This is a genomic window from Granulicella sp. dw_53, assembly GCF_018449545.1.
In the GTDB taxonomy this organism is placed as follows: domain Bacteria; phylum Acidobacteriota; class Terriglobia; order Terriglobales; family Acidobacteriaceae; genus Edaphobacter.
Map to the genome: position 1 here is coordinate 62,492 of NZ_JAAVUR010000015.1, position 20,208 is coordinate 82,699.

The window sequence follows — 20,208 nt, forward strand, 5'->3', positions numbered from 1 at the left end:
TGCTCTCCGCACTGGGCGGATATTTACTTCTGCTTCTAGTTTAGTGAGTTGAGCATAACTAAAGTGCCACTTGGATCTCTTTCATTTGATGTGGGTTAGGTGGTTTTGGGGCTTGACATGTGATTTTGCTGGGGTTTTCGTGAAAGATAGCTCCATAAGGATGGAGTAGCGGGTTGAGTAGAACGAGTAACGGCTGTTGGGGCTGGGGAAGGTTTGTGATCCCACCCTTCGCAAAGACAAAGACGCGAAGGATGGGGCACCCGGACGGTTTGGGTGGAGTGAGGAGAATGATCCTTGATGGTGTTGGCGAGGGGAGGAAGGCGGTCGTGCTTCGCACGATACCCCACCCTATTGCGGTGAGACTGCAAAAGGGTGGGGCACCCGCTTTTGTGGCTTCCTTTAGGAGTTGAGTTAGTGCCCAGTTTTTATAGGCCTGGGGTTGTGGTTTCGCTGTGTTGGTGGGTTATAGGTTGTTCAGGGTGGTTAGGATGGTGGCGGGTTCGGGGCGGACGCGGAAGTCGGCGTGGCCTTCGCTGAAGGCGATGGTGTTGTCTTGTCTGATGACGAAGACGGCGGGGACGGGGAGGTGCCAGCTGGCTTCGGTGGCGTTGTGGTAGCTGAGGCCGGCGTTGTTGTGGGGGATGTTGATCAAGATGGATTGGAAGTAGCGGCGGTGAGGGGCGGGGACGGAGTAGGCGATGCCGAAGGCTTCGGCGATGGTGGCGCCGGGGTCGGAGAGCAGGGGGAAGGGCAGAGCGTGTTGCTGGAGGGTGAAGTCGTTCTGGCGGGAGGTCTGGGGAGAGATGGCTACGAAGAGGGCTCCGCGGGCGCGGACCTCGGATTGGAGCTCGCGCCAGGTTTCGAGCTCGGTGACGCAGTAGGGGCACCAGCGGCCACGGAAGAAGTTGATGACGAGGGGGCCGAGGGCGAGGAGGTCGGCTGAGTTGACGGTGCGGCCGGTGCGGGCGTCCTGCAGGGAGAAGGCGGGGGCTTGGGCTCCGGGGGGAAGGATGCGGTCTTCGATGCCGGAGTTGAAGAGGTCGACGGTGGCCTGTTCGGAGACGGCGAGGCGCTCGGGCTGGACGAGCCTGCGGGTGTTGGTGGTGATGGCGTCTAGGAGGTCTTGAAGAGGCATGGCTTCTGGTTTTTATTGTACGAGGGCTTGGCTGTTTGGATCGCGGTGGGGATGGAGGGTTTGTGGGTTTGCGGGCTGAAAGTTCTTTTTGGTTTTGGTTCTTTTTTGTGGGGCTGAAGTCCTATGCTGATCCAAACTGCAACTGCCAATACAGGGGTCCTTCACTTCGTTCAGGATGACGGCGTAAAACAAGCAACGGCAACTGCAAAGACAACGGCAACTGCAACGACAAGGACAACTGCAAATGCAACCGCGGGTCCTTCGACTGCGTAACTCGCGGTGAAGCTGCGAGTTACTTCGCTTGGGATGACAATTTGTGTGTGTGGGGGGTGTTTGTGACAGATTATGTTTGTGCTTGTTTGACGCGTTTTGGCTGGGGAGAGGTTGTGGTTTCCACCCTTCGCTAGAGACAGAGGCGCGAAGGATGGGGCACCCGGGCTGTTGAGGTGGGATGAAGAAAAAACGGGTTGGTTTTGTCTGAGGTTTCCCGCTTGGGGGGTTGGGGCTTGGGAGGGAAGGCGGTCGTGCTTTGCACGATACCCCACCCTATTTGCGATGAGACTGCAAAAAGGGTGGGGCACCCGCTTTTGTGCTGCTCTGTTTTGTTTTGGTGGGTGACTTGGGCGGTTGATGGTTACATTGTTGACATGTTCATTGCTGGATCGTGGCAGAGGATGGCTTTGGTGGCCTTGGCTGTGACGGGTTTTGTGGTGTGTGCGCTGCGTGGAGAGGTGGAGGCGGTCTTCTGGTTGAGCTGTTTGAGGAGGGAGGTTAGGCGGGCGAAGGCTTCGTCGCGGGCTTTTTTGTTGGCAGGGGCCATGGCGGCGTTGGCTCCGGTGGCTGCTGTGGGGTCTTCGCCTGCCCGCATGAAGCCGTGTCCTGCGCCGTCGTAGGTGACGGGCTCATACTTCTTGCCGGCGGCCTTCATGGCGTCGATGGTGCCGGGGATGGTGGCTCCGATGCGGGCGTCGTTGCCGGCGTAGAAGCCGTAGACGGGGGCGGTGATGTTCTTGAGTTCGGCGTCGGGTGGTGGCGGTCCGTAGAAGACGAAGGCTGCGGTCAGGTCGTGGCGGTGGGTGGCGAAGAGGAAGGACTTGCCGCCGCCCCAGCAGTAGCCGGTGACGAAGAGTTTGCCGTTGGCGGCGGGGATGGTCTTGCCGTAGTTGGCTACGGCGTCGAGGTCGGCGGTGACGGTATCGGCGTTGAGGCTGGAGACGGCCTTGGTGGTGTCTTCCATCTTGGTGAAGGAGTCTGTGCCTCCGCCGTTGGGTCCGGCTCCGGAGAGGAGGTCGGGCGAGACGACGATGTAGCCGGCGGCGGCGATCTCATCGGCCATCTCGCGAGCCCAGTCGGATAGGCCGAAGATCTCGTGGATGAGGATGACGACGGGGGCTTTGTCTTTGATTTCGGGGTAGACGACGTAGGTGTTGACGGTGCGGTCTCCATGCTTGATGGGGACCCACTCGCGATGGCGGGGGGATTTTTCGAGGTTGGCCTTAGCCCAGTCCTGAGCACGGAGCGAGGAGGCGGCGAAGGGCAAGAGTAGCAGGACGGTCAGGAGTTTGAAGGCTTGTCGGCACATGGGGGGAGTGTATTACCGCCCTTGCGCGATCGACAAGCAGTTTCGATCCTTATGGCCTGCAATTGCCCGCGCCGCCTTAGTTTCCGGGCCTAAATGACGTGAAGGAGAAGAAGAAGGAGGACGATGACGAGGATAAGGCTGATACCGCCGCCGCCGTAGTAGCCGAGGCCGGGACCCATGCGATAGCCTCCGAAGCCGAAGACCAAAATCAAGATGATCAGTAAAAGGAGCATTTTTTCTTTCTCCGTTGCGGTCGATTTATTGAGGTTCTGTTGGACCGTATGAAAGGTAGGATGCAGATTTTGCAGAAAGGCTGTGTTTAAGGTTTCGAGTTGCGAAAATATGTGCGGAGGATCCAAGCACTTACACTTTTGGGAATGGACTTCAAGCTGCGAGTAGCAAAGACAGAGGACGTTGCGGAGATTGCCGCGTTGATCGATGCGTCGGTGCGGATGCTACAGGCAGGCGACTATAACGCGGCGCAGATTGAAGGGGCGCTGGCTACGGTATTTACGACGGACAGCCAGTTAATCGCGGATGGGACTTACTTCGTCGCTGTGGCGGAGGATGGGACGCTGGCGGGGTGCGGCGGGTGGAGCTTCAGGAAGACGCTGTATGGCGGCGATAAGCAGATGGAGAGGATCGAACCGGAGCGGCTGGACCCGGAGGTGGATGCGGCGAAGATTCGGGCGATCTTTGTGCATCCACGGTTTGCGCGGATGGGGCTGGGGAGTTTGATTCTAGAGGCTGCGGAGCGGGCGGCGGTGGAGGCGGGGTTTCGACGGCTGGAGATGGGGAGCACGCTGACGGGCGTGGCCCTTTATACGCTGAAGGGGTATCGCGAGGTGAGTCGAGCGAACGTGCCTGTGGGTGGTGGAGAGACGATCGAGATCGTGCGGATGGTGAAGGAGGTTTAGGCTAGTCGATCTCGTGGCGGCGGAAGATGAGGGAGGCGTTGGTTCCTCCGAAGCCGAAGGAGTTGGTCATGGCGTACTGCATAGGGGCGGCGACGGCCTGGTTCTGGACGACCTGGAAGGTGCAGGCGGAGTCCAGATGCTGGATGTTGGTGGTGGGTGGGGCGAGCTGGTCGCGGAGGGCGAGGACGGTGATGCCGGCTTCGAGGCTGCCTGCTCCGCCGAGGAGGTGGCCGGTCATGGACTTGGTGGAGCTGACGAGCAGGTTTGGGGTGTGGTCGCCGAAGGTGACGCCGATGGCGGTGGCTTCGGCTCGGTCGCCCAAGGGGGTTGAGGTGGCGTGGGCGTTGAGGTACTGGATGGTGTGAGGCTCGAGGGAGGCGTCCTGAAGGGCTAGCTGCATCACGCGCCGGACGCCGCGGCCGTCTTCGGGTGGGGCGTTGGTGTGGAAGGCGTCGGAGTTGGCGGCGTAGCCTACGAGCTCGGCGAGGATGGTGGCGCCGCGACGGAGGGCGTGTGTGCGCTCTTCGAGGATGAGGATGCCTGCGCCTTCCCCGGCGACGAAGCCGTCGCGGTCGTCATCCCAGGGGCGGGAGGCGGTGGCGGGGTCGTCGTTGCGGGTGGAGAGGGCGCGCATGGCGGCGAATCCGGCGATGGAGAGCGGAGTTACGGCGGCTTCGCTGCCGCCACAGATCATGACGTCGGCGTCGCCGCGCTCGAGGATGCGGAAGGCTTCGCCGATGGCGTGCGCTCCGGTGGTGCAGGCGGTGCTGGGGGTGAGGTTGGGCCCGGAGGCTCCGTAGCGGATGGAGATCTGGCCGGCGGCGAGGTTGGCGATGGAGGCGTTGATGAAGAAGGGTGAGACGCGGCCGGGCCCGGCGGTCATGAGCTTGGTGTGCTCGCGCTCGATGACCTCGAAGGCTCCGATTCCGCTGCCGACGTAGACGCCAGTGCGCTCGGCTGTTTCGGGGAGGATCTGCAGACCGGACTGCTTCATGGCGAAGTCGGTGGCGGCGAGGGCGAACTGGATGAAGCGGCCCATCTTCTTGATGTCTTTGCGATCGATGAAGTCTTCGGGGACGAAGTCCTTGACCTCGCCGGCGATCTGGCACGCGTAGCCGGTGGCGTCAAAGAGGGTGATGGGAGCGATGCCGGACTGACCGCGCTGGAGGGCCTGCCAGGTTTGCTCTGTGCCTATGCCTACGGGGCTTACGAGACCGACTCCGGTGACTACGATGCGGCGCTTTGTGGTCATGTGTGTCGGTGTCGTCGGCCTTTCGCCGGATGAGACCGCTCGGTCTTATTTTACATGAGGATATGGATGGTTTGATGGATTCGGTTTCAATGGCCCAGGAGGGTGAGTTTTGAGGTTTTGCTGGATCTGGGCTCGGAGAGGTTTCCGCCGGCTCTCTTGACCTCGTAGAGGGCCTTGTCGCAGCTCATGAAGAGGTGCTCCCAGGTGTTGGAGGAGCTTTGGAGCTGTCCTAGTCCGAAGCTGGCGGTGATGCGGGTCTGGATGTGGCCGTAGAGGATCTCGGTCGCTTCGATGGAGGAGCGGAGGCGCTCGGCGACTTCGGTGGCGGTCTCCATGGGGGTGTGGGGGAGCGTACTAGGATCGCTTTCTTTTGCGACACATCTTCGAAGTGCGGTTTGCTCAGCGTGTTCCCCAGGCCTTCGCTTGCTCGATTTTTCTGCGGATTTCAATGCCGATTGAATTCATACGGCTTTGAGGACGCGCAGAGGGAAGTGCTCTCGGTGGAGACGATCTTATGCTATGTGGGGACATTTTGGATTTTACCCGAGAAGCGATTGTGTTCCATCCCCTTCTTTGGCCAAATTGTCTATATCCTTCGCCTGGAATGGGTTACGGCTCTGATTTGGAGAGACCGGAGCGGGCGGTGGCGAGGCTGGTCCATTTTGGTGCGTTTTTGGGAGGGTTCTGGTTGTCAACTTCTAGGTGGGATTGTTATGCTCGTGTTCCTACCTGAGAGTCGTCTGGAATACGGAAAGCCTTGGCGGGTGAGGGTTTGCAGGTTCGGTGTCCGGGAGGCCGAGCAACATTTCCGGTTAGGGTGGGTTCTAATGGATAGGCTCGAACAGGCGTTTGGGCCCTTCAGGATTACGGAATTGATGCCGGGTTCTGAGGAGGAGGATCGAATGAAATATCTACGGTATCTCGCGCTACTGTCAATTCTGTTTATCCCAGTGGCTTACTCCCATGCGCAGGTTGCTGTGGGCATCGGGGTGGGTCCAGGGGTGGGGGCATATGACGGATACGGTTATGGGCCGCCCGCCTGCTCGTATGGGTATTACAACTACTACCCGTATGCGTGTGCTCCCTATGGTTACTATGGTCCGGCGTGGTTTAACGGCGGCATCTTCATCGGTGCTGGTCCGTGGTTCCGCGGCGGCTTCTATGGACGCGGCTTCGGCGGCTACGGATTCCGTGGCGTTCGCGGCGGTGGCTTCGGCTATGGACGAGGAGTTGGCGGCTTCCGAGGCGGCTACGGCGGCGTAGGACGAGGTGGCTTCGGTGGTGGTGGGTTCCGTGGCGGCGCTGGCGGATTCCGTGGCGGTGGCGGCGGATTCCATGGTGGTGGCGGTGGTGGTGGATTCCACGGCGGTGGCGGCGGCCATGGCGGTGGAGGACACCGGTAAGACCTACCCGCATTGAACGATTGAAGCGCCCACCTCGGCATGAGGTGGGCGCTTTCGTTTGGAGCGAGCTGTTTTTGACTCGAGGCTAGTTCGAACGAAGCCTGGAATCTTTACTGCCGTTAGCTGTTATTTTTGCAGTCCGCGCAGGTTCCGTAGACGAAGAACTCGTGGGCTGTGTAGGTGAAGCCACGGGGTAGTTTCGGCCGAGTCTGCATGACGCAGCCTGCGAGCTCATGCACTGTGTTGCAGGAGGTGCATTGGAAGTGGTGGTGATGGGCTTTGCCTGCGACTTCGTAACGGGAGGAGTGGCCGGGCACGTCCACTGTGGTAAGCCATTGCTCCTCCACCAGGCTGGCGATGTTGCGATAGATCGTTGCGATGCTGACGGCCTGGACCTGTTTCTGCGCGCCGATCAGAGCCTCTTCGGGTGAGAGGGGCCGGTCAGCTTCTAGAAAGGCCGCGCGGATCGCTTCTTTTTGACGTGTATTTCGAGTTTGGATGGCAGTCGACATGTCGGATCTATCCTAACGTGTTGCGAAGCCAGTCTCAACTCCATTCTGGAGGACTTTCCTAAAAGGGACATTTTTGGAAGTGTTATTGAATTTGAATTATCATTAGTGTTAGGTTTGTGGGTAGAGGTGATCCGTATGCAAAAGAAACTTCCGACGACAGTGCTCTCCGGTTTTCTAGGGGCAGGCAAGACGACCTTGCTCAACTACGTTCTTAATAACCGCGAAGGTCTGCGTGTGGCTGTGATTGTTAACGATATGAGCGAGATCAATATCGATTCGAGATTGGTGGAGCAGAGCGGCGCACAGTTGAGCCGCACGGAGGAGAGGCTGGTCGAGATGACGAACGGCTGCATCTGCTGCACGCTGCGGGACGACCTGCTGCAGGAGGTGTCGCGGCTGGCGCGGGAGGACCGGTTCGACTATCTGCTGATCGAATCCACGGGCATCTCTGAGCCGATGCCCGTGGCGGCGACGTTTACGTTCATCGATGAGACGGGCAGGTCGTTGGCTGAGGTCGCGAAGCTGGACACGATGGTGACGGTGGTGGATGCGGTGACGTTCCTGGAGGACTTCCGGTCGCTGGAGGATCTGCGCGAACGCAGGGTGGCGTTGAGTGACGAGGATGAGAGGACGATCGGCGATCTGTTGATCGATCAGGTGGAGTTCGCGAATGTGATCGTGTTGAACAAGGCCGATCTGGTGAGCGCCGAGGATCTGGCTCGGCTGGCTGGAATTATCGGCCATCTGAATGGGGATGCGCGGATCGTATCTTGCGTGCGGGGGAAGGTTCCGCTGGATGTGATCTTGAATACGGAGCTGTTCGATATGGAGAAGGCGGAGACGGCTCCGGGCTGGGTGAAGGAGCTGAATGGAGAGCATATTCCGGAGACGGAGGAGTACGGGATTGGGAGCTTTGTGTACCGGGCGCGGCGGCCGTTCCATCCGGGGCGATTCGAGACGCTGACGGATGAGGGCTTTCCGGAGGTGCTGCGGGCGAAGGGGTTTGCGTGGCTGGCTTCGAACCCTGATGAGACGATCCTGTTCTCGGTGGCGGGGCGCACGTTGATGGTGGAGCCTTCGGGACTGTGGCTCGCGGCCGACTCGGCGGAGGATCTGGACGATCCGGAGCTGGCGGACTATGTCGGCAAGGTGTGGGATCCGGAGGTGGGCGACCGGCGGCAGGAGATCGTCTTCATTGGGGTGGAGATGGACCGCGCAGAGATAGAGGCGCGGCTGGATGCGGCTTTGCTGACGGAGGAGGAGATGGCCGGGGGCGCGGAGGCTTGGCGGCTGTTCGACAATCCATTTGCCGCTATGTTCATGGAGCGGGAGCAGGCGGTCGAGGCTTAACCAGGTTGCAAGCGGTGTTTCGGTAGAGAGAAAGAGAGGACTGAATGGCGAAGGTATGTGCGGTTTCGGGCAAGCGTCCGATGAGCGGCAACAAGAGATCCCACGCGAATAACAAGAGCCGGAGGCGGTGGGAGCCGAACTTGCAGTGGAAGAGGATCTGGGTGCCGTCGGAGGGCCGGTGGGTGCGGATGCGAATCAGCATGCATGCCCTACGGACGATTGGGAAGATCGGCTACGACGCTGCGATGGCTAAGGGCAGCAAGCAGAGAGGGAGTTAGGAATGCGAACGATTATCAAGTTGCAATCGACGGCGGGGACGGGGCATTTTTACACGACGACGAAGAATCCGAAGTTGAAGAGCGAGAAGCTGCAATTGCGGAAGTACGATCCGATTGTGCGGAAGCATGTGATATATCGCGAGGCGAAGGCGTAGTTGGTGGGGGTGGGCTGGGCCGGGTGGATCTGCCGGCCCAGCTTGTGTTAGGAACGTGCGTCCGCTCATTTTATTCTTTCGACCTTGCGTTATCTTTTGCAAGTGGATGCGAGACTCGCGTCGACGAATCGGGACGTGGTTGAGTGTGATATGCTTTGCCGCATTCGGCCCCCAGTGGAAATCCTCTTTGAGAAGAGATCAGCCATGAAGCGCAAAAGCATGCTCACAGTTGCAAGAGCTACGGCAGTGCTCGCCCTCCTCTGCGGCGTGGCCGTTCACTCGCAGGAAAAGTACACGCTGAAATCGCCGGACGGAATTGCGTTCTCCGACTTCAAGGGATACGAGGACTGGGCGGTGGTCTCGTCCGCCCGCACCGACGAAGTGCTCAAGGTGATCGTCGCCAATCCAATCATGATCAAGGCGTATAAGGACGGCGTTCCGGGTAATGGTCAGCCCTTCCCGGATGGCTCCCGGATCGTGAAGCTCCAGTGGAAGCCGAAGAAGAGCACAGATGCTCCCTTTGTCGTGGATGTGCCAGATATCTTTAGCCAGGCCTTCGTTATGGAAAAGGACAGCAAGAGATTTCCGAAGAGCGGCGGATGGGGTTATGCGCTGTTCAACTACGCAGCCGCATCGGACAAGTTCACGGCGGATCCCAGCCCTTCAGACTGCGGGCATAAGTGCCATGTGGCGGTGAAGGCGAAGGACTATATCTTCCATCCGTATCAGAAGCGTTGAGCTGCACCCGCAGATAGCCAGATGCATGGTGATTTCCATGCGAGCTATCTCAACGAGTGGCCTTGAGTTGGGGTTCAAAGGTGATACGCAGACGTGTGCGGGTCGCCTTAGCAAAGCGCTGCAGAGTGCGAGTGGAGGGCAATGCTTTGCCGCTTTCGAGCCGCGCGACGACCGCCTGGGTTGTTCCCATGGCCTGGGCGACTTGCTCCTGGGTCATATCGGCTGCGCTGCGGGCTTTGATCAGGGAAGAGGCCAAGGCGAACTCCTCTTCGAGCGCGGCGTAGGAGGCGACGTACTTAGGGTCTTTCTTCCATTGGGTGAAGGACTCTCCTACGGGAATGAACTTACGCTTTGCTGGGCTTTTCATAGAACCTCCTTGGCCCGTTTCAGGGCGATTTCAATCTCACGCCTTGGCGTCTTCTGCGTCTTCTTTACGAAGGCATGGACGACGACGATGCGTTTGCCAACTACGGTGACATACGCGGCACGAGCGATTCCGCTTCGGCCTTTCATGCGCATCTCCCAGAGCGCTCCTTCAAGGTGCTTGACGTATGGCTCACGCACACGCTCCAGACCATGGGATTGGATCAACTCCACGATGCGTTGAAAGCTGGCGCGAATATCAAGGGGCAAGGCATCGAGGGACAACTTCACGTCCTGGTTGAAAAACTCTACGGTCCATGACATGACCTATTATACCTTTTTTGCAATATTGGAAGTTGGGTAAATGGCTATGATCAGGCATTGAAGTAAGGCTTTCTATGTCAAACGATCATCTGCCGAACTTCTGCCGTCCTTGCATCTGGCTCATCATGCGCTGTTGGGCTTTCAGGCCGCCACCGCTGCCCATGGTCTTGAACATCTTTCGCATCTGGGCGTATTGGCGGAGCAGGTTGTTGACGTCCTGGACGGTGGTTCCGGAGCCGGTGGCGATGCGTTTGCGGCGGCTGCCGTTGATGATCTCGTGGTCCTGGCGCTCCTTGTTGGTCATCGAGTTGATGATGGACTCGACGCGTGTGAGTTGGCCTTCGTCTACGTTCTCGGCGGCCTGGGCCATGCCGGCGAAGGGGCCGATGGAGGGGAGCATCTTGAGGATGGACTGCATGGAGCCCATTTTTTTGATCTGACGGAGCTGGTCGCGGAAGTCTTCTAGGGTAAAGCCGTCGCCGGAGAGGGCCTTCTTGGCGAACTGCTCGGCTTTGCCGCGGTCGAGCTTTTCTTCGGCGCGTTCGAGCAGGGTGGCGATGTCGCCCATGCCCATGATGCGGGAGACGATGCGGTCGGGGTGGAAGGGCTCGAAGGCGTCGGGCTTTTCGCCGGTGCCGAGGAACTTGATGGGCGCGCCGGTGATGTGGCGGATGGAGAGGGCAGCGCCGCCGCGGGCGTCGCCGTCCATCTTGGTGAGGACGGAGCCGGTGATGGTGAGGAGGTCGTTGAAGGCCTTGGCGGAGTTGACGGCGTCCTGGCCGGTCATGGCGTCGGCGACGAAGAGGATCTCGGAGGGGTTGAGGAGCTTTTTGAGAGCGGCCATCTCGTCCATGAGAGTGGCGTCGATCTGGTTGCGGCCGGCGGTGTCGACGATGAGGATGTCGCAGCCGAAGTTGGCGGCGTCGCGCTTGGCCTCTTTGGCGAGGCGGAGGACGAGGTCGGAGTTGGGGGTCTCGCCCTTGAGGTCGCCCTCGTAGATGTTGGAGCCGGTGGAGCGGGCGACGATGGCGAGCTGCTCGCGGGCGGCGGGGCGGTAGACGTCGACCGAGACGAGCATGGGCCGGTGGCCGGACTTTTTGAGCCACTGGGCGAGCTTGCCGGAGGTGGTGGTCTTACCGGAGCCCTGCAGGCCGGCCATCAGGATGACGCTGGGGGGCTGGGAGGAGGTCTTGAAGCGGGCGGTGTCCTTGCCGAGGACGTTGACGAGCTCGTCGTGGACGATCTTGACGATCTGCTCTGACGGCGACAGGGCCGTGGTCACCTGGGTACCGAGCGCCCGGGCGCGGATGTGGTCCACGAGGTCGTTGACGACGTTGAGGTTAACGTCGGACTCGAGGAGGGCGAGGCGGATCTCGCGGATGGCGTCGGCGATGTTCTCTTCGGAGAGGGTGCCTTGACCGCGGAGGTTCTTAAAGGAGCGCTGGAGTTTGTCGCTTAGGTTTTCAAACATAACTGTCTTGAGTTTACCAGCGGCGTGGAGATGGGATTTCCGGGCGAGGCTAGAGGACTAATTCGAAAGTGTTACCCGCTATGTATGTTGGGTGACGCTGAGAGTTGGCTTGCGTACATAGTATCGAGCTATGACTATCATGCCGCAAGGTTCGGGTTGTGGCGCCTGTTCGGGAGGGGTTGAAGAGCCATTTCCTTTCAGCATGGCGTTTCAGCCGATCGTGGATGTAAACGCGAGGCGGATCTTTGCGTACGAGGCGCTGGTGCGAGGTCTGGAGGGCGAGTCTGCGGCTTCGATTCTAGAGCGGGTGACGGCAGAGAACCGGTACCGGTTCGATCAGAGCTGCCGGGTGAAGGCGATCGAGTTGGCGGTGAAGCTGAATCTGCAGCAGACGGGTGCGATGCTGTCGATTAATTTCATGCCGGGTGCGGTGTACAGTCCTGCGGCTTGTATTCAGTTGACGCTGAAGACGGCGACCAGGCTGGGGTTTCCGCTGGACCGGATCATCTTCGAGATCACGGAGTCGGAGGAGATTGTGGACCGGCAGCATCTGCTGGGGATCGTCGACGAGTACCGGAAGCATGGCTTCCGGATGGCGATGGACGATTTTGGAGCGGGCTATGCGGGGCTGAATGTGCTGGCGGATATGCGGATCGAGATCGTGAAGCTGGATATGGGGTTGATTCGTAAGATTCAGGAGCGGCCGGCGGCGCTGGCGATCGTGCGGTCGATGGTGGATCTCTGCCGGACGATGAAGATCGACATCATCGCCGAGGGGATTGAGACGGTCGAGGAGTTCAGGGCTGTTCGGGGGTGCGGGGTGAATCTGATGCAGGGGTTTCTGTTTGCCCACCCGAGCTTTGAGAGTCTGCCTGAGGTCTCATTTCCGGCTGGAGTCTGAATCCGCTCCACTTGCAACGTACTTGGGCGGTCTGCAAGTAGCGAATGGGATGCTGGCAAGGCGGATACTGTGGATTCGGTGGAAGCGACGCAGACGGCTGCGAGCGCGGATAATCGTCTTCTATGACGGAATCGGGCCAGGCTTCGGGGAATGTTCGCGTGGTGCGGGAGTTCTGTGCCTATCTGCAGGTGGAGAAGGGCATGCGGCCGGCGACCTGCGAGGCATACCAGCGCGACCTAGAGCAGTTGGCGGAGCATGTGGAGGGGCGCAACGGCCTGCTCGTGGGGACGACGCAGGCGGATGTCAGTGGATTTATGGAAGGACTGCGGACGAATGGGGTCGATTCGCGGTCGATTGCGCGGAAGTTGAGCGCGCTGCGGGGATTCTTCCGGTGGCTGCTGCTGGATAAGAGGATCACCCACGATCCGACGGTCAATGTAGAGTCTCCGGCGAGCTGGAAGGTTCTGCCGAAGTCGCTGGCCGAGAGCGAGGTCGCCGAGATGCTGGAGCGGACGGGCACGGCGGCGCGGGCGGCGGATGCGGATGGCCTGGCGCTGCGGGACCACGCGATTTTAGAGCTGCTGTATGCGGGCGGTCTGCGGGTAGGCGAGATTTGCTCGTTGCGGGAGGAGGATCTGCATGTCGATCAAGCCAGAGTGCAGGTTCGAGGCAAGGGAGATAAGGAGCGCATTGTGCCGCTGGGAGTGAGAGCGATTGCGGCGCTGGAGCGTTATATCTCGATAGGCCGGCCAGGGCTGGTGAAGGCGAGGCCGTTTCCGCGCACGTTGTTTCTTTCTGTACGAGGCAAGCCGCTGACACGGCAGTGGGTTTGGGAGATGGTAAGGGCGGTCTCGGGGCCGGGGCAGAAGGCGAGTCCGCACAAGCTGCGGCATAGCTGCGCCACCCATATGGTCGAACATGGGGCGGATCTGCGGAGCGTTCAGACGCTGCTGGGTCATGCGGATATTGCGACGACCCAGGTCTATACGCATGTGGCTCTGGGACATCTAAAGCAGGTTCATCGGATGCATCATCCCAGGGGAAAGATGAGGCAGGGAGCGAATCATGGCGCCTGAGCGCGGCGGGAATGACGGTAGTTCTTAGGAATCGAGACACATGCAGTTAGTGGTTTGAGTTAGCTGTTGGGCGAACTGAGTTGGTTACCGCTCGAGGGGTTGAGATGTCCGAGGCTGTGAGTGAGATAGAGGCGTTGGCAGAGCGATTCCTGGCGATGCTGGCGAACGAGCGAGGGGCTTCTGAGCATACGGTGCGGGCGTATGCGCGGGAGGTAAGGAATTTCGCCGCTCATCTGAAAGAGGCTTTGGGAACGGGTGGCTCCATCGCGGCGGTAGAGCACCTGCATATACGGGCTTATCTAGCGGTGTTGTATGAGCGCGGCCTGACGAAGGCGAGTGCGGCGCGGGCGCTGGCGGCGGTGCGAAGCTGGTTCAAGTGGTTGGCGAAGGAAGGGAAGGTGGTGCAGAATCCTGCGCTGCTGGTGAGCACCCCGAAGCGTCCGATGCATCTGCCGCGCGTGCCGAGCATGGAGGAGGTCAACCGCGTTCTGGATTCGCTGGAAGGGTCGGTCGAGGGTTCGGAGAAGAAGGGGAAAGAAGAGACGGCTGCCTGGCCGGAGCGGGACCGTGTGATCTTCGAGCTGCTCTATGGATGCGGGATACGGAATTCGGAGCTGGTAGGACTGGACATGGGGCACGTCCGTTGGAAGGACGATGCCATCCTGGTGCGGGGAAAAGGGAAGAAGGAACGGTTGGTTCCGCTCGGGGACGAGGCTGCTGCGGCGCTACGGATCTTCCTGCCGCTACGCGAGGCGAAGCTCGCTGCGGCTGGGAAGGGCAAACTGATCCAGGATGGGCCGCTGGTCACAAATCTGCGGATGCGCGGAGATTGCAGGTTGACGACCAGGAGTGTGGGCCGGATCGTGAAGGCGATTGCGCTGAGCCGTGGTCTGGCGGCGGATGTGCATCCGCACACGCTGCGCCACGCCTTTGGGACGCATATGCTGGAAGAGGGCGCGGACCTGAGAGCCATCCAGGAGATGCTGGGGCATGAGCGGCTGTCGACGACGCAGCGCTATACGCAGTTGACGGTAGGCCAGGTGCAGCGGGTGTACGACGAGACCCATCCTCGGGCCAAATGACGACCCTATATTCGACCGGCAATCAGACCTTGTCGTAGACGGCCTTGAGATCGTACTGGCCCACATCGAGAGAGATGCTCATGGCCTTGGTAAGGGTCTTGCCATCGGCGGAGAGGCTATACGTTAACGCCATGGTTCCTGGCCCTCCCTGGTAGGTGACGTGTTGGGTGATGACGATGGTGCTGCCCTTCCACTCGGCTTTGGCATTGAGAACGGCGAGGGGAGTCTCGTTGATCTCCGGTTTCGCGGCAGGAGCTTCGGGGCCGCCCAGCTTGAAGATATTCGTGGACTTCTGCTTGCCGTCCGTGGACTCGGAGGTGAAGAGGATGGTGAGATCGTCGCCGGTGAGCGTGATGACCTCGCTCTGAGCGCTGGGCAGCGGGGCGGGGCTGAACTCGCTCTTGGTGGGGTTGAGCTTCCAGGTTCCGTTGAAGTCAGCTTTGGATGACTCCGCCGCGGTGGCGGGGGCCGAAGTCGGCGACTGTGCTTGGGAGTAACTGGTGAGAGAGGCGAAGGACATCATCAGAGCTATGGCTGAGATGACGGAGGCGCGGAACTGCTTGTTCATGACTGCTCCCAAGTGCCTGGCTTTGTGTGTTGACCCTAACATGGGAGAGGGCTTCAATCTAGTGTTGAATGATGAATCCCGCGTTGAAGGATGTGGTGTGCCTCAGTAGCGAGGGATGGTGGGGTCGATGGTACGCGACCAGGCGTCGATGCCGCCGGCCAGGGACTGGGCGTGGTCAAAGCCCTGCTGGCGCAGCCACATGGTGACGGAGAGGGAGCGGGCTCCGTGGTGACAGAGGACCACGATGGGCTGGTCGGGGTCGAGCTCGGTGTGGGCGCGGGAGGTGACTTCGCCCATGGGCATGAGGAGCGCACCGGGGAGGCTGGCGGTCTGGAACTCCCACGGTTCGCGAACGTCCAAGAGGAGAGGGGCGGCGGAGGTTTGGGTGCGTTGCTGGAGGTAGGCTTGGGCTGTGATCTCTGGATCTAGCATGGATAAAAGGATACCAAGGAGGGAACGGTACACTGTAGGCTGGCTTGCATCCAACGGATATCGCGAATATCGGGCCACTCAGTGCGAAATCTGGAGAATTGGCTGGACCCGTTGGGATTTTCACAGGCCCTGAGCGGCGTTGTATGGCTGGAGGAAGATTGGAAAAGGTACTGATTGTCGAGGATGAGCTGCACGCACGGACCGGTTTGACCGAGCTGATCGAGAGCTGGGGCTACCGGACGGAGGGCGCTGCAGACGGAGTGGAAGGGCTGGAACGCATCGTGCAGTGGTCTCCCTCGATTGTGGTGACAGACCTGAAGATGCCGCGGATGGATGGAATGGAGCTGCTGGCGCGGATCGGCGAGCTGCCGCGACGGGTGGTCGTGGTGATGCTGACCGCGCAGGGGTCGATCGACTCGGCGGTGGAGGCGATGCGGAAGGGCGCGTATGACTATATCCCCAAGCCAGTAGATCCGATCCGGCTCAGGACGATTCTGCAGAATGCGAGCCGGCAGAGGGAATCGGACCTGGAGTTGGAGGTAACAAGGCGGCAGCTGCGGGATACGGGCAGGTTGGGGCCGCTGGTGGGATCTTCTCCGCAGATGAAGGAGATTTTCTCGCTGATCGAACGGGTGGCTCCTTCGAATGTAAGTGTGCTGGTGACGGGGGAGAGCGGTACTGGTAAGGAGCTGGTGGCGCGGGCTCTGCACGAGCTCAGTGGACGTCATACTAAGCCTTTCGTGGCGGTGAATTGTGCGGCGATTCCGGAGACGCTGATCGAGAGCGAGATCTTCGGGCATGAGAAGGGCGCGTTTACGGGCGCGTTGGAGCGCCGAGCGGGATGTTTCGAGCTGGCGGAGGAAGGCACTCTGCTGCTGGATGAGATTGGCGAGATGCCGGCGGCGACGCAGGCCAAGCTGCTGCGAGTGCTCGAGGACCGCAAGTTGAGAAGACTGGGCAGCAAGGTCGAGACTCCTGTCGATGTGCGCGTGGTTGCGGCGACGAATAAGGATCCCGAGGAGGCAGTGGCCAATGGCGAGCTGCGCGGGGATCTGTATTACCGGCTGAATGTGTTCAACATCCAGATGCCTCCGCTGCGGGATCATCCGCAGGACGTTCAGGCGATTGCGGAGAAGATGATCCAGGACATGAACGAGCGGCATCACTGCATGGTCTCCGGGATGAAGGACAACCTGCTAAAGCGGCTGGAAGACTACGGCTGGCCGGGAAATGTGCGTGAGCTGCGCAATACGATTGAGCGGGCGACGATCCTGGCGGGATCGGGTCTGATCGGGGTGGAGCATCTGCCGCCTCACTTTGGGGAGGTGGGATTTTCTCCGCTGACGACGCGGCCTCGGCAAGCAGGCAGAGAGTCTGGTGTGCGCGACGTGGAGGCGATCAAGGCGGAGGCTCAGAGGATGCTGGACGATCGCAAGACGGTTCACGTCGAGGTGGGAACGACGGTGAACGAGGCGGAACGGCAACTGATTCTGAGGACGCTGGACTCGACTCATAACAACAAGACGAAGGCGGCGGAGATCCTGGGCATCAGTGCAAAGACGCTGCAGAACAAGCTGAAGGAGTACTCCAGCGCTGCGGCGGACGATGCGGCGGAGTAATGGATGCGGCTGAAGACCAAGCTCGTGTTGTCGGTGTCGGCGCTGACGTTTGCGATCGTGGTGTTGCTCTCGTCGCTCTTTGTAGCTGAGCTCCTGCGACAGAGGATCGAACAGACGGTCGCGGCGAACGATGTGCTTGCGCACGAGGTTCTGCTGATGACGCGGCAGGCGGTGGAGACCGGAATCAAAGAGCATCCTCCACTGGACCGCAGCGAGGATGCGCTGCATGAAGCGGTGTTGGACGCGCTGCGCAGCAACGATGCGCTGATGGACGTGATGAATGCGGTGGTTCGCTACTCGACCGAGGTGCAGGACGTGAGCGTGACGGACGCGCATGGAATGACGCTGGTGAGTACGGATCCAGACACTTTGAATCAGCAGGCTTCGTACCGGGATGGACTGAAGTCTGTGCGGGACGGAGGAGTGGTCTACCAGACCAGGCAGGTGTTTGGAAGGCCGCGGGTTCTGGATCTGACGCAGTCGCTTGACCGGAATGGACGCTCCTTTCTGGTGGTTCATGTGGGGGTGCGATCGACCTTCCTGAAGAACTCTTATGCTCCCTGGCTGCGGGCGGCGTTTATATTCGCGGCGATTGCTGGGTTTGCGTCTATTTTGGCTGCCGGATTGCTTGCTAACCTTGCGTTGCTTCCAATTGAGCAGATCAGCCGACGGCTGGAACGGCTGACTCTGGCCTCTGAGCTTGGACTGAATTCGGCGGAGCCAGACTTGCCCGTTCTCGGCGCGGGCAAGGAGAAGAGCGATGCCGTGGTGCGCGTGACGAAGACGATCGACCGGCTCGGCGAGCAGATGCGAACGAAGGAGGCTGGATACACGGCCTTGCAGGCCAATTTGAACCAGATGCTGGATACGCTCCGGGATGGAGTGCTGTTGTTCACGGCGGATCGGAGGGCGGTGATGGTGTCCGATGCAGTGGAGAACTTCGTGAGCCGGCAGGAAGGGGAGATGGTGGGACGGCGGCTGGAGGAGATCTTCGCGCCGGAGACGGCGTTGGGGACCGCGGTTCTAGAGGCGTTTGCGAGTGGCCGTGAGGTGATCGCCGAGGGAGTCACGCTGGAGGATGGCCGCGAGGTTCAGATCTCGTTGGATCGAATTAACGATGGGCGCGGCGGCGAGGGAAATATGGGGACGTTGTTGACTCTGCGGGATACGGAGTCGGCTCTCCAGTTGGGACAGGAGTTGGAGGTCTCGCGGCGGTTGGCGGCGATCGGGCGGCTCACTGCGGGCGTTGGGCATGAGGTGAAGAATCCGATCAACGCGATGGTGGTTCACCTGGAGTTGCTGAGAGGGAAGCTGTCTGCTGGGGAGAGCAAGGCTAGCAGCATGGATGGTGAGCTCTTCCGGGGAGCGCAACGGCATGTCGAGATTCTGGTAGGCGAGATGCAGCGGCTGGACCGGGTTGTGCAGACGCTGGCTGATTTTTCACGTCCGATGGAGTTGCATCTGCATGAGCAGGATATGCGGCGGGTGGTTCACTCCGTGATCGAGCTGACCGGGGCGGAGATGGCGGAGAACAACGTTCAGGTGACGATGGATCTGTCGCGAGAGGCGGTTCTGGTCCGTGTGGACGGCGAGTTGATGCGCCAGGCGTTGCTCAACCTGCTGCTCAACGGGATGCAGGCGATGCCGCGAGGTGGAGCGATACGTGTCGCGGTGCGTCGGGACGGGCAGTTTGCGGTGGTCGAGGTCGCCGATGCAGGAGAGGGTATACCTGCGGAGGTGTTACCGCGTATCTTCGAACTGTACTTCACAACTAAACCTAAAGGCAGCGGCATCGGCCTCGCTACTACGTATCGGATTCTCCAGATGCATGGCGGAGCCATGGATGTGCGGTCCAATGCGGACCCGGCGGCTGCGGATCGCGGCACAACGTTTACTTTGAAGGTTCCGCTCGCGGCAGGAACGACTGGCGAAGGACGCAAGATCACAGCAGGAATGGCTCGAAGCGAGTCTGGCTCGTTGAGTAAGGAGAACGTTTGAACCTGCAGGACGCGAGGATGAGGGGGCTAAGGCTGGCGTTGCTTTACGCCGTGGTCCCCCTAGGGTTGAGTGGATGTCTTCATAAGAAGGCAAAGCCCGTGGTTCTGCCACAAGCTCAGGCGCCGATTGCCTGGCTGCCTGCCTCTTCCGACGATCTGCCGTTGGTGGAGACGCCGGAGATCGAGGTTCCGCCGGTGCCTATCGCCGCTGCCGCATCCAGGCCGCGAGTTCGGAGACGGGTTCCTCCGAAGGCTGGCGCGGCTACGGCTCCTGCGGCGAATACTCCTCCGGCGCAGGTCACGACTGCCGAAGGGGCGACGGAGGAGTCAGCGATCGGCGAGCTTACTGCCGGTGGCGATGCCAGTCCGCAACGGCGGCAGGAGGCGGCTGACCTGATCGCCTCGAACGATAGGCGGTTGAAGGCGCTGCCAGCCAAGACCGTGAGTGCGCAGCGGTCGCAGATCAGCAAGATACGGAACTTTCAGCGGCAGGCGCAGCAGGCTTTGGACTCCGGAGATGCGGAGGGTGCTAAGACTCTGGCTACCAAGGCTCGGTTGTTGCTCTATGATCTTGACCGGGGTGGAAGTAATTAGGGGCTACCCCCTCCCCCCTTTGGGGCATAAGTGATTTATTTTGAGCGGGTTGCCGAATTGGGTCTGCTGTAAGTGGCTCTATCTACATGGGTTGTGCTCAAAATATTGATTTGGCTTGGGTTATGCCGCTGGTTGAGTTGGGAAAGAGCTAAGTGGTGCTATCCGTGCTGGGCGGATTTTTACTTTCTACTTCTAGTTTAGTGGGTGGAGCATAACTAAAGTGCCACTTGGATGTCTTTGTTTTTGTTGGGGTTAGTGGGATTTGGGGGTTGACAGGTTGTTTTGTTGGTGTTTTTGGGGGAGATGGTTGTAAGTGGTTGTTGGGTTTGGGCTAATTGGGTTCGGGTGGTGGGGAATCGGCGTTGGGGTTGGGGGATGGTTTACTTCCCACCCTTCGCTAGAGACAAAGGCGCGAAGGATGGGGCACCGGGCTTTGGGTGGGTGAAGAAACGTTCGGGC

At 60.1% G+C, this 20,208-nt stretch carries 23 protein-coding genes; 12 read left to right on the forward strand and 11 right to left on the reverse strand.

Features of this window, described 5'->3' with window-relative positions:
- Positions 1-463 precede the first annotated feature (463 nt).
- The 3 genes from HB393_RS20110 to HB393_RS20120 form a co-directional block, all read right to left on the reverse strand.
- Entirely contained in the window at positions 464-1,135 is a 672-nt protein-coding gene (locus HB393_RS20110) for a peroxiredoxin-like family protein (protein WP_213806990.1), read from the reverse strand.
- 634 nt (positions 1,136-1,769) lie between these two features.
- Positions 1,770-2,717: a dienelactone hydrolase family protein gene (locus HB393_RS20115; RefSeq protein WP_213806991.1), complete on the reverse strand. Its 948-nt coding sequence runs from the start codon at positions 2,715-2,717 to the stop codon at positions 1,770-1,772.
- Between the two features lie 89 nt (positions 2,718-2,806).
- A complete protein-coding gene (locus tag HB393_RS20120; RefSeq protein WP_213806992.1) occupies positions 2,807-2,950 on the reverse strand; it encodes a DUF3309 family protein in 144 nt (47 codons plus the stop codon).
- A 111-nt stretch (positions 2,951-3,061) separates the two neighbouring features.
- Here HB393_RS20120 and HB393_RS20125 point away from each other — a divergent pair, with 111 nt between their 5' ends.
- Positions 3,062-3,634, forward strand: coding sequence for a GNAT family N-acetyltransferase (locus HB393_RS20125; RefSeq protein WP_345945336.1), 573 nt, complete (start codon positions 3,062-3,064; stop codon positions 3,632-3,634).
- Position 3,635: 1 nt separating this feature from the next.
- Here HB393_RS20125 and fabF read toward each other — a convergent pair whose 3' ends face one another.
- Complete coding sequence (gene fabF, locus HB393_RS20130; RefSeq protein WP_213806993.1) at positions 3,636-4,886, reverse strand: beta-ketoacyl-ACP synthase II; 1,251 nt, start codon at positions 4,884-4,886, stop codon at positions 3,636-3,638.
- An 86-nt stretch (positions 4,887-4,972) separates the two neighbouring features.
- A complete protein-coding gene (locus HB393_RS20135; RefSeq protein ID WP_255551401.1) occupies positions 4,973-5,335 on the reverse strand; it encodes a diguanylate cyclase in 363 nt (120 codons plus the stop codon).
- A gap of 453 nt (positions 5,336-5,788) precedes the next feature.
- Here HB393_RS20135 and HB393_RS20140 point away from each other — a divergent pair, with 453 nt between their 5' ends.
- Positions 5,789-6,289 carry a hypothetical protein gene (locus HB393_RS20140; protein WP_213806995.1) on the forward strand — a complete coding sequence of 167 codons (501 nt, stop codon included), beginning with the start codon at positions 5,789-5,791 and terminating at the stop codon, positions 6,287-6,289.
- Between the two features lie 119 nt (positions 6,290-6,408).
- Here the strand turns inward: HB393_RS20140 and HB393_RS20145 are convergent, their stop codons facing one another.
- Positions 6,409-6,801 carry a transcriptional repressor gene (locus HB393_RS20145; protein WP_213806996.1) on the reverse strand — a complete coding sequence of 131 codons (393 nt, stop codon included), beginning with the start codon at positions 6,799-6,801 and terminating at the stop codon, positions 6,409-6,411.
- A 135-nt stretch (positions 6,802-6,936) separates the two neighbouring features.
- On the opposite strand from HB393_RS20145, the gene HB393_RS20150 reads away from it, so the two are divergent.
- From HB393_RS20150 to HB393_RS20165, 4 genes are all read left to right on the forward strand, one after another.
- Complete coding sequence (locus HB393_RS20150; RefSeq protein ID WP_213806997.1) at positions 6,937-8,151, forward strand: GTP-binding protein; 1,215 nt, start codon at positions 6,937-6,939, stop codon at positions 8,149-8,151.
- 44 nt (positions 8,152-8,195) lie between these two features.
- Complete coding sequence (rpmB, locus tag HB393_RS20155) at positions 8,196-8,429, forward strand: 50S ribosomal protein L28 (protein ID WP_213806998.1); 234 nt, start codon at positions 8,196-8,198, stop codon at positions 8,427-8,429.
- A gap of 2 nt (positions 8,430-8,431) precedes the next feature.
- A complete protein-coding gene (rpmG, locus tag HB393_RS20160) occupies positions 8,432-8,584 on the forward strand; it encodes a 50S ribosomal protein L33 (RefSeq protein WP_213806999.1) in 153 nt (50 codons plus the stop codon).
- Between the two features lie 204 nt (positions 8,585-8,788).
- Entirely contained in the window at positions 8,789-9,322 is a 534-nt protein-coding gene (locus tag HB393_RS20165; RefSeq protein ID WP_213807000.1) for a cytochrome P460 family protein, read from the forward strand.
- A gap of 49 nt (positions 9,323-9,371) precedes the next feature.
- Here HB393_RS20165 and HB393_RS20170 read toward each other — a convergent pair whose 3' ends face one another.
- The 3 genes from HB393_RS20170 to ffh form a co-directional block, all read right to left on the reverse strand.
- Entirely contained in the window at positions 9,372-9,689 is a 318-nt protein-coding gene (locus tag HB393_RS20170; protein WP_213807001.1) for a helix-turn-helix transcriptional regulator, read from the reverse strand.
- On the reverse strand, positions 9,686-10,009 hold the full coding sequence (locus tag HB393_RS20175; protein WP_213807002.1) for a type II toxin-antitoxin system RelE/ParE family toxin: 324 nt from the start codon (positions 10,007-10,009) through the stop codon (positions 9,686-9,688). The genes HB393_RS20170 and HB393_RS20175 overlap by 4 nt, the downstream gene beginning before the upstream one ends.
- Before the next feature lie 85 nt (positions 10,010-10,094).
- Positions 10,095-11,480, reverse strand: a complete 1,386-nt coding sequence (gene ffh / locus HB393_RS20180) for a signal recognition particle protein (protein ID WP_213807003.1) — start codon at positions 11,478-11,480, stop codon at positions 10,095-10,097.
- A 202-nt stretch (positions 11,481-11,682) separates the two neighbouring features.
- Here ffh and HB393_RS20185 point away from each other — a divergent pair, with 202 nt between their 5' ends.
- From HB393_RS20185 to HB393_RS20195, 3 genes are all read left to right on the forward strand, one after another.
- Entirely contained in the window at positions 11,683-12,381 is a 699-nt protein-coding gene (locus tag HB393_RS20185) for an EAL domain-containing protein (RefSeq protein WP_255551403.1), read from the forward strand.
- A gap of 122 nt (positions 12,382-12,503) precedes the next feature.
- Positions 12,504-13,457: a site-specific tyrosine recombinase gene (locus HB393_RS20190; RefSeq protein WP_213807005.1), complete on the forward strand. Its 954-nt coding sequence runs from the start codon at positions 12,504-12,506 to the stop codon at positions 13,455-13,457.
- A 104-nt stretch (positions 13,458-13,561) separates the two neighbouring features.
- A complete protein-coding gene (locus HB393_RS20195) occupies positions 13,562-14,539 on the forward strand; it encodes a tyrosine-type recombinase/integrase (protein ID WP_213807006.1) in 978 nt (325 codons plus the stop codon).
- A gap of 22 nt (positions 14,540-14,561) precedes the next feature.
- Here the strand turns inward: HB393_RS20195 and HB393_RS20200 are convergent, their stop codons facing one another.
- Positions 14,562-15,107 carry a hypothetical protein gene (locus tag HB393_RS20200; protein ID WP_213807007.1) on the reverse strand — a complete coding sequence of 182 codons (546 nt, stop codon included), beginning with the start codon at positions 15,105-15,107 and terminating at the stop codon, positions 14,562-14,564.
- A gap of 102 nt (positions 15,108-15,209) precedes the next feature.
- Positions 15,210-15,539 (reverse strand): rhodanese-like domain-containing protein, encoded by a 330-nt coding sequence (locus tag HB393_RS20205; RefSeq protein WP_213807008.1) that lies wholly within the window; start codon positions 15,537-15,539, stop codon positions 15,210-15,212.
- A 158-nt stretch (positions 15,540-15,697) separates the two neighbouring features.
- Between HB393_RS20205 and HB393_RS20210 the strand changes: the two genes are divergently transcribed.
- The 3 genes from HB393_RS20210 to HB393_RS20220 are packed head-to-tail and all read left to right on the forward strand — an operon-like array spanning position 15,698 to position 19,749.
- The gene (locus HB393_RS20210; protein ID WP_345945338.1) at positions 15,698-17,158 is read left to right on the forward strand and encodes a sigma-54 dependent transcriptional regulator; all 1,461 of its coding nucleotides are present in this window, start codon (positions 15,698-15,700) and stop codon (positions 17,156-17,158) included.
- 3 nt (positions 17,159-17,161) lie between these two features.
- Positions 17,162-19,156, forward strand: a complete 1,995-nt coding sequence (locus HB393_RS20215; RefSeq protein ID WP_213807010.1) for an ATP-binding protein — start codon at positions 17,162-17,164, stop codon at positions 19,154-19,156.
- Positions 19,153-19,749: a hypothetical protein gene (locus HB393_RS20220; RefSeq protein WP_213807011.1), complete on the forward strand. Its 597-nt coding sequence runs from the start codon at positions 19,153-19,155 to the stop codon at positions 19,747-19,749. Before HB393_RS20215 ends, HB393_RS20220 begins: the two co-directional genes overlap by 4 nt.
- Positions 19,750-20,208 lie beyond the last annotated feature (459 nt).

Excerpts from the sequence above, each read along its gene's own strand:
- ffh (WP_213807003.1), bottom strand. The coding sequence starts at position 11,480 with ATGTTTGAAAACCTAAGCGACAAACTCCAGCGCTCCTTTAAGAACCTC.
- HB393_RS20185 (WP_255551403.1), top strand. The coding sequence starts at position 11,683 with ATGGCGTTTCAGCCGATCGTGGATGTAAACGCGAGGCGGATCTTTGCG.
- HB393_RS20205 (WP_213807008.1), bottom strand. The coding sequence starts at position 15,539 with ATGCTAGATCCAGAGATCACAGCCCAAGCCTACCTCCAGCAACGCACC.
- HB393_RS20175 (WP_213807002.1), bottom strand. The coding sequence starts at position 10,009 with ATGTCATGGACCGTAGAGTTTTTCAACCAGGACGTGAAGTTGTCCCTC.
- HB393_RS20190 (WP_213807005.1), top strand. The coding sequence starts at position 12,504 with ATGACGGAATCGGGCCAGGCTTCGGGGAATGTTCGCGTGGTGCGGGAG.
- HB393_RS20165 (WP_213807000.1), top strand. The coding sequence starts at position 8,789 with ATGAAGCGCAAAAGCATGCTCACAGTTGCAAGAGCTACGGCAGTGCTC.
- HB393_RS20145 (WP_213806996.1), bottom strand. The coding sequence starts at position 6,801 with ATGTCGACTGCCATCCAAACTCGAAATACACGTCAAAAAGAAGCGATC.
- HB393_RS20195 (WP_213807006.1), top strand. The coding sequence starts at position 13,562 with ATGTCCGAGGCTGTGAGTGAGATAGAGGCGTTGGCAGAGCGATTCCTG.
- HB393_RS20200 (WP_213807007.1), bottom strand. The coding sequence starts at position 15,107 with ATGAACAAGCAGTTCCGCGCCTCCGTCATCTCAGCCATAGCTCTGATG.
- rpmG (WP_213806999.1), top strand. The coding sequence starts at position 8,432 with ATGCGAACGATTATCAAGTTGCAATCGACGGCGGGGACGGGGCATTTT.
- HB393_RS20215 (WP_213807010.1), top strand. The coding sequence starts at position 17,162 with ATGCGGCTGAAGACCAAGCTCGTGTTGTCGGTGTCGGCGCTGACGTTT.
- HB393_RS20170 (WP_213807001.1), bottom strand. The coding sequence starts at position 9,689 with ATGAAAAGCCCAGCAAAGCGTAAGTTCATTCCCGTAGGAGAGTCCTTC.
- rpmB (WP_213806998.1), top strand. The coding sequence starts at position 8,196 with ATGGCGAAGGTATGTGCGGTTTCGGGCAAGCGTCCGATGAGCGGCAAC.
- HB393_RS20110 (WP_213806990.1), bottom strand. The coding sequence starts at position 1,135 with ATGCCTCTTCAAGACCTCCTAGACGCCATCACCACCAACACCCGCAGG.
- HB393_RS20150 (WP_213806997.1), top strand. The coding sequence starts at position 6,937 with ATGCAAAAGAAACTTCCGACGACAGTGCTCTCCGGTTTTCTAGGGGCA.
- HB393_RS20115 (WP_213806991.1), bottom strand. The coding sequence starts at position 2,717 with ATGTGCCGACAAGCCTTCAAACTCCTGACCGTCCTGCTACTCTTGCCC.
- HB393_RS20140 (WP_213806995.1), top strand. The coding sequence starts at position 5,789 with ATGAAATATCTACGGTATCTCGCGCTACTGTCAATTCTGTTTATCCCA.
- fabF (WP_213806993.1), bottom strand. The coding sequence starts at position 4,886 with ATGACCACAAAGCGCCGCATCGTAGTCACCGGAGTCGGTCTCGTAAGC.
- HB393_RS20120 (WP_213806992.1), bottom strand. The coding sequence starts at position 2,950 with ATGCTCCTTTTACTGATCATCTTGATTTTGGTCTTCGGCTTCGGAGGC.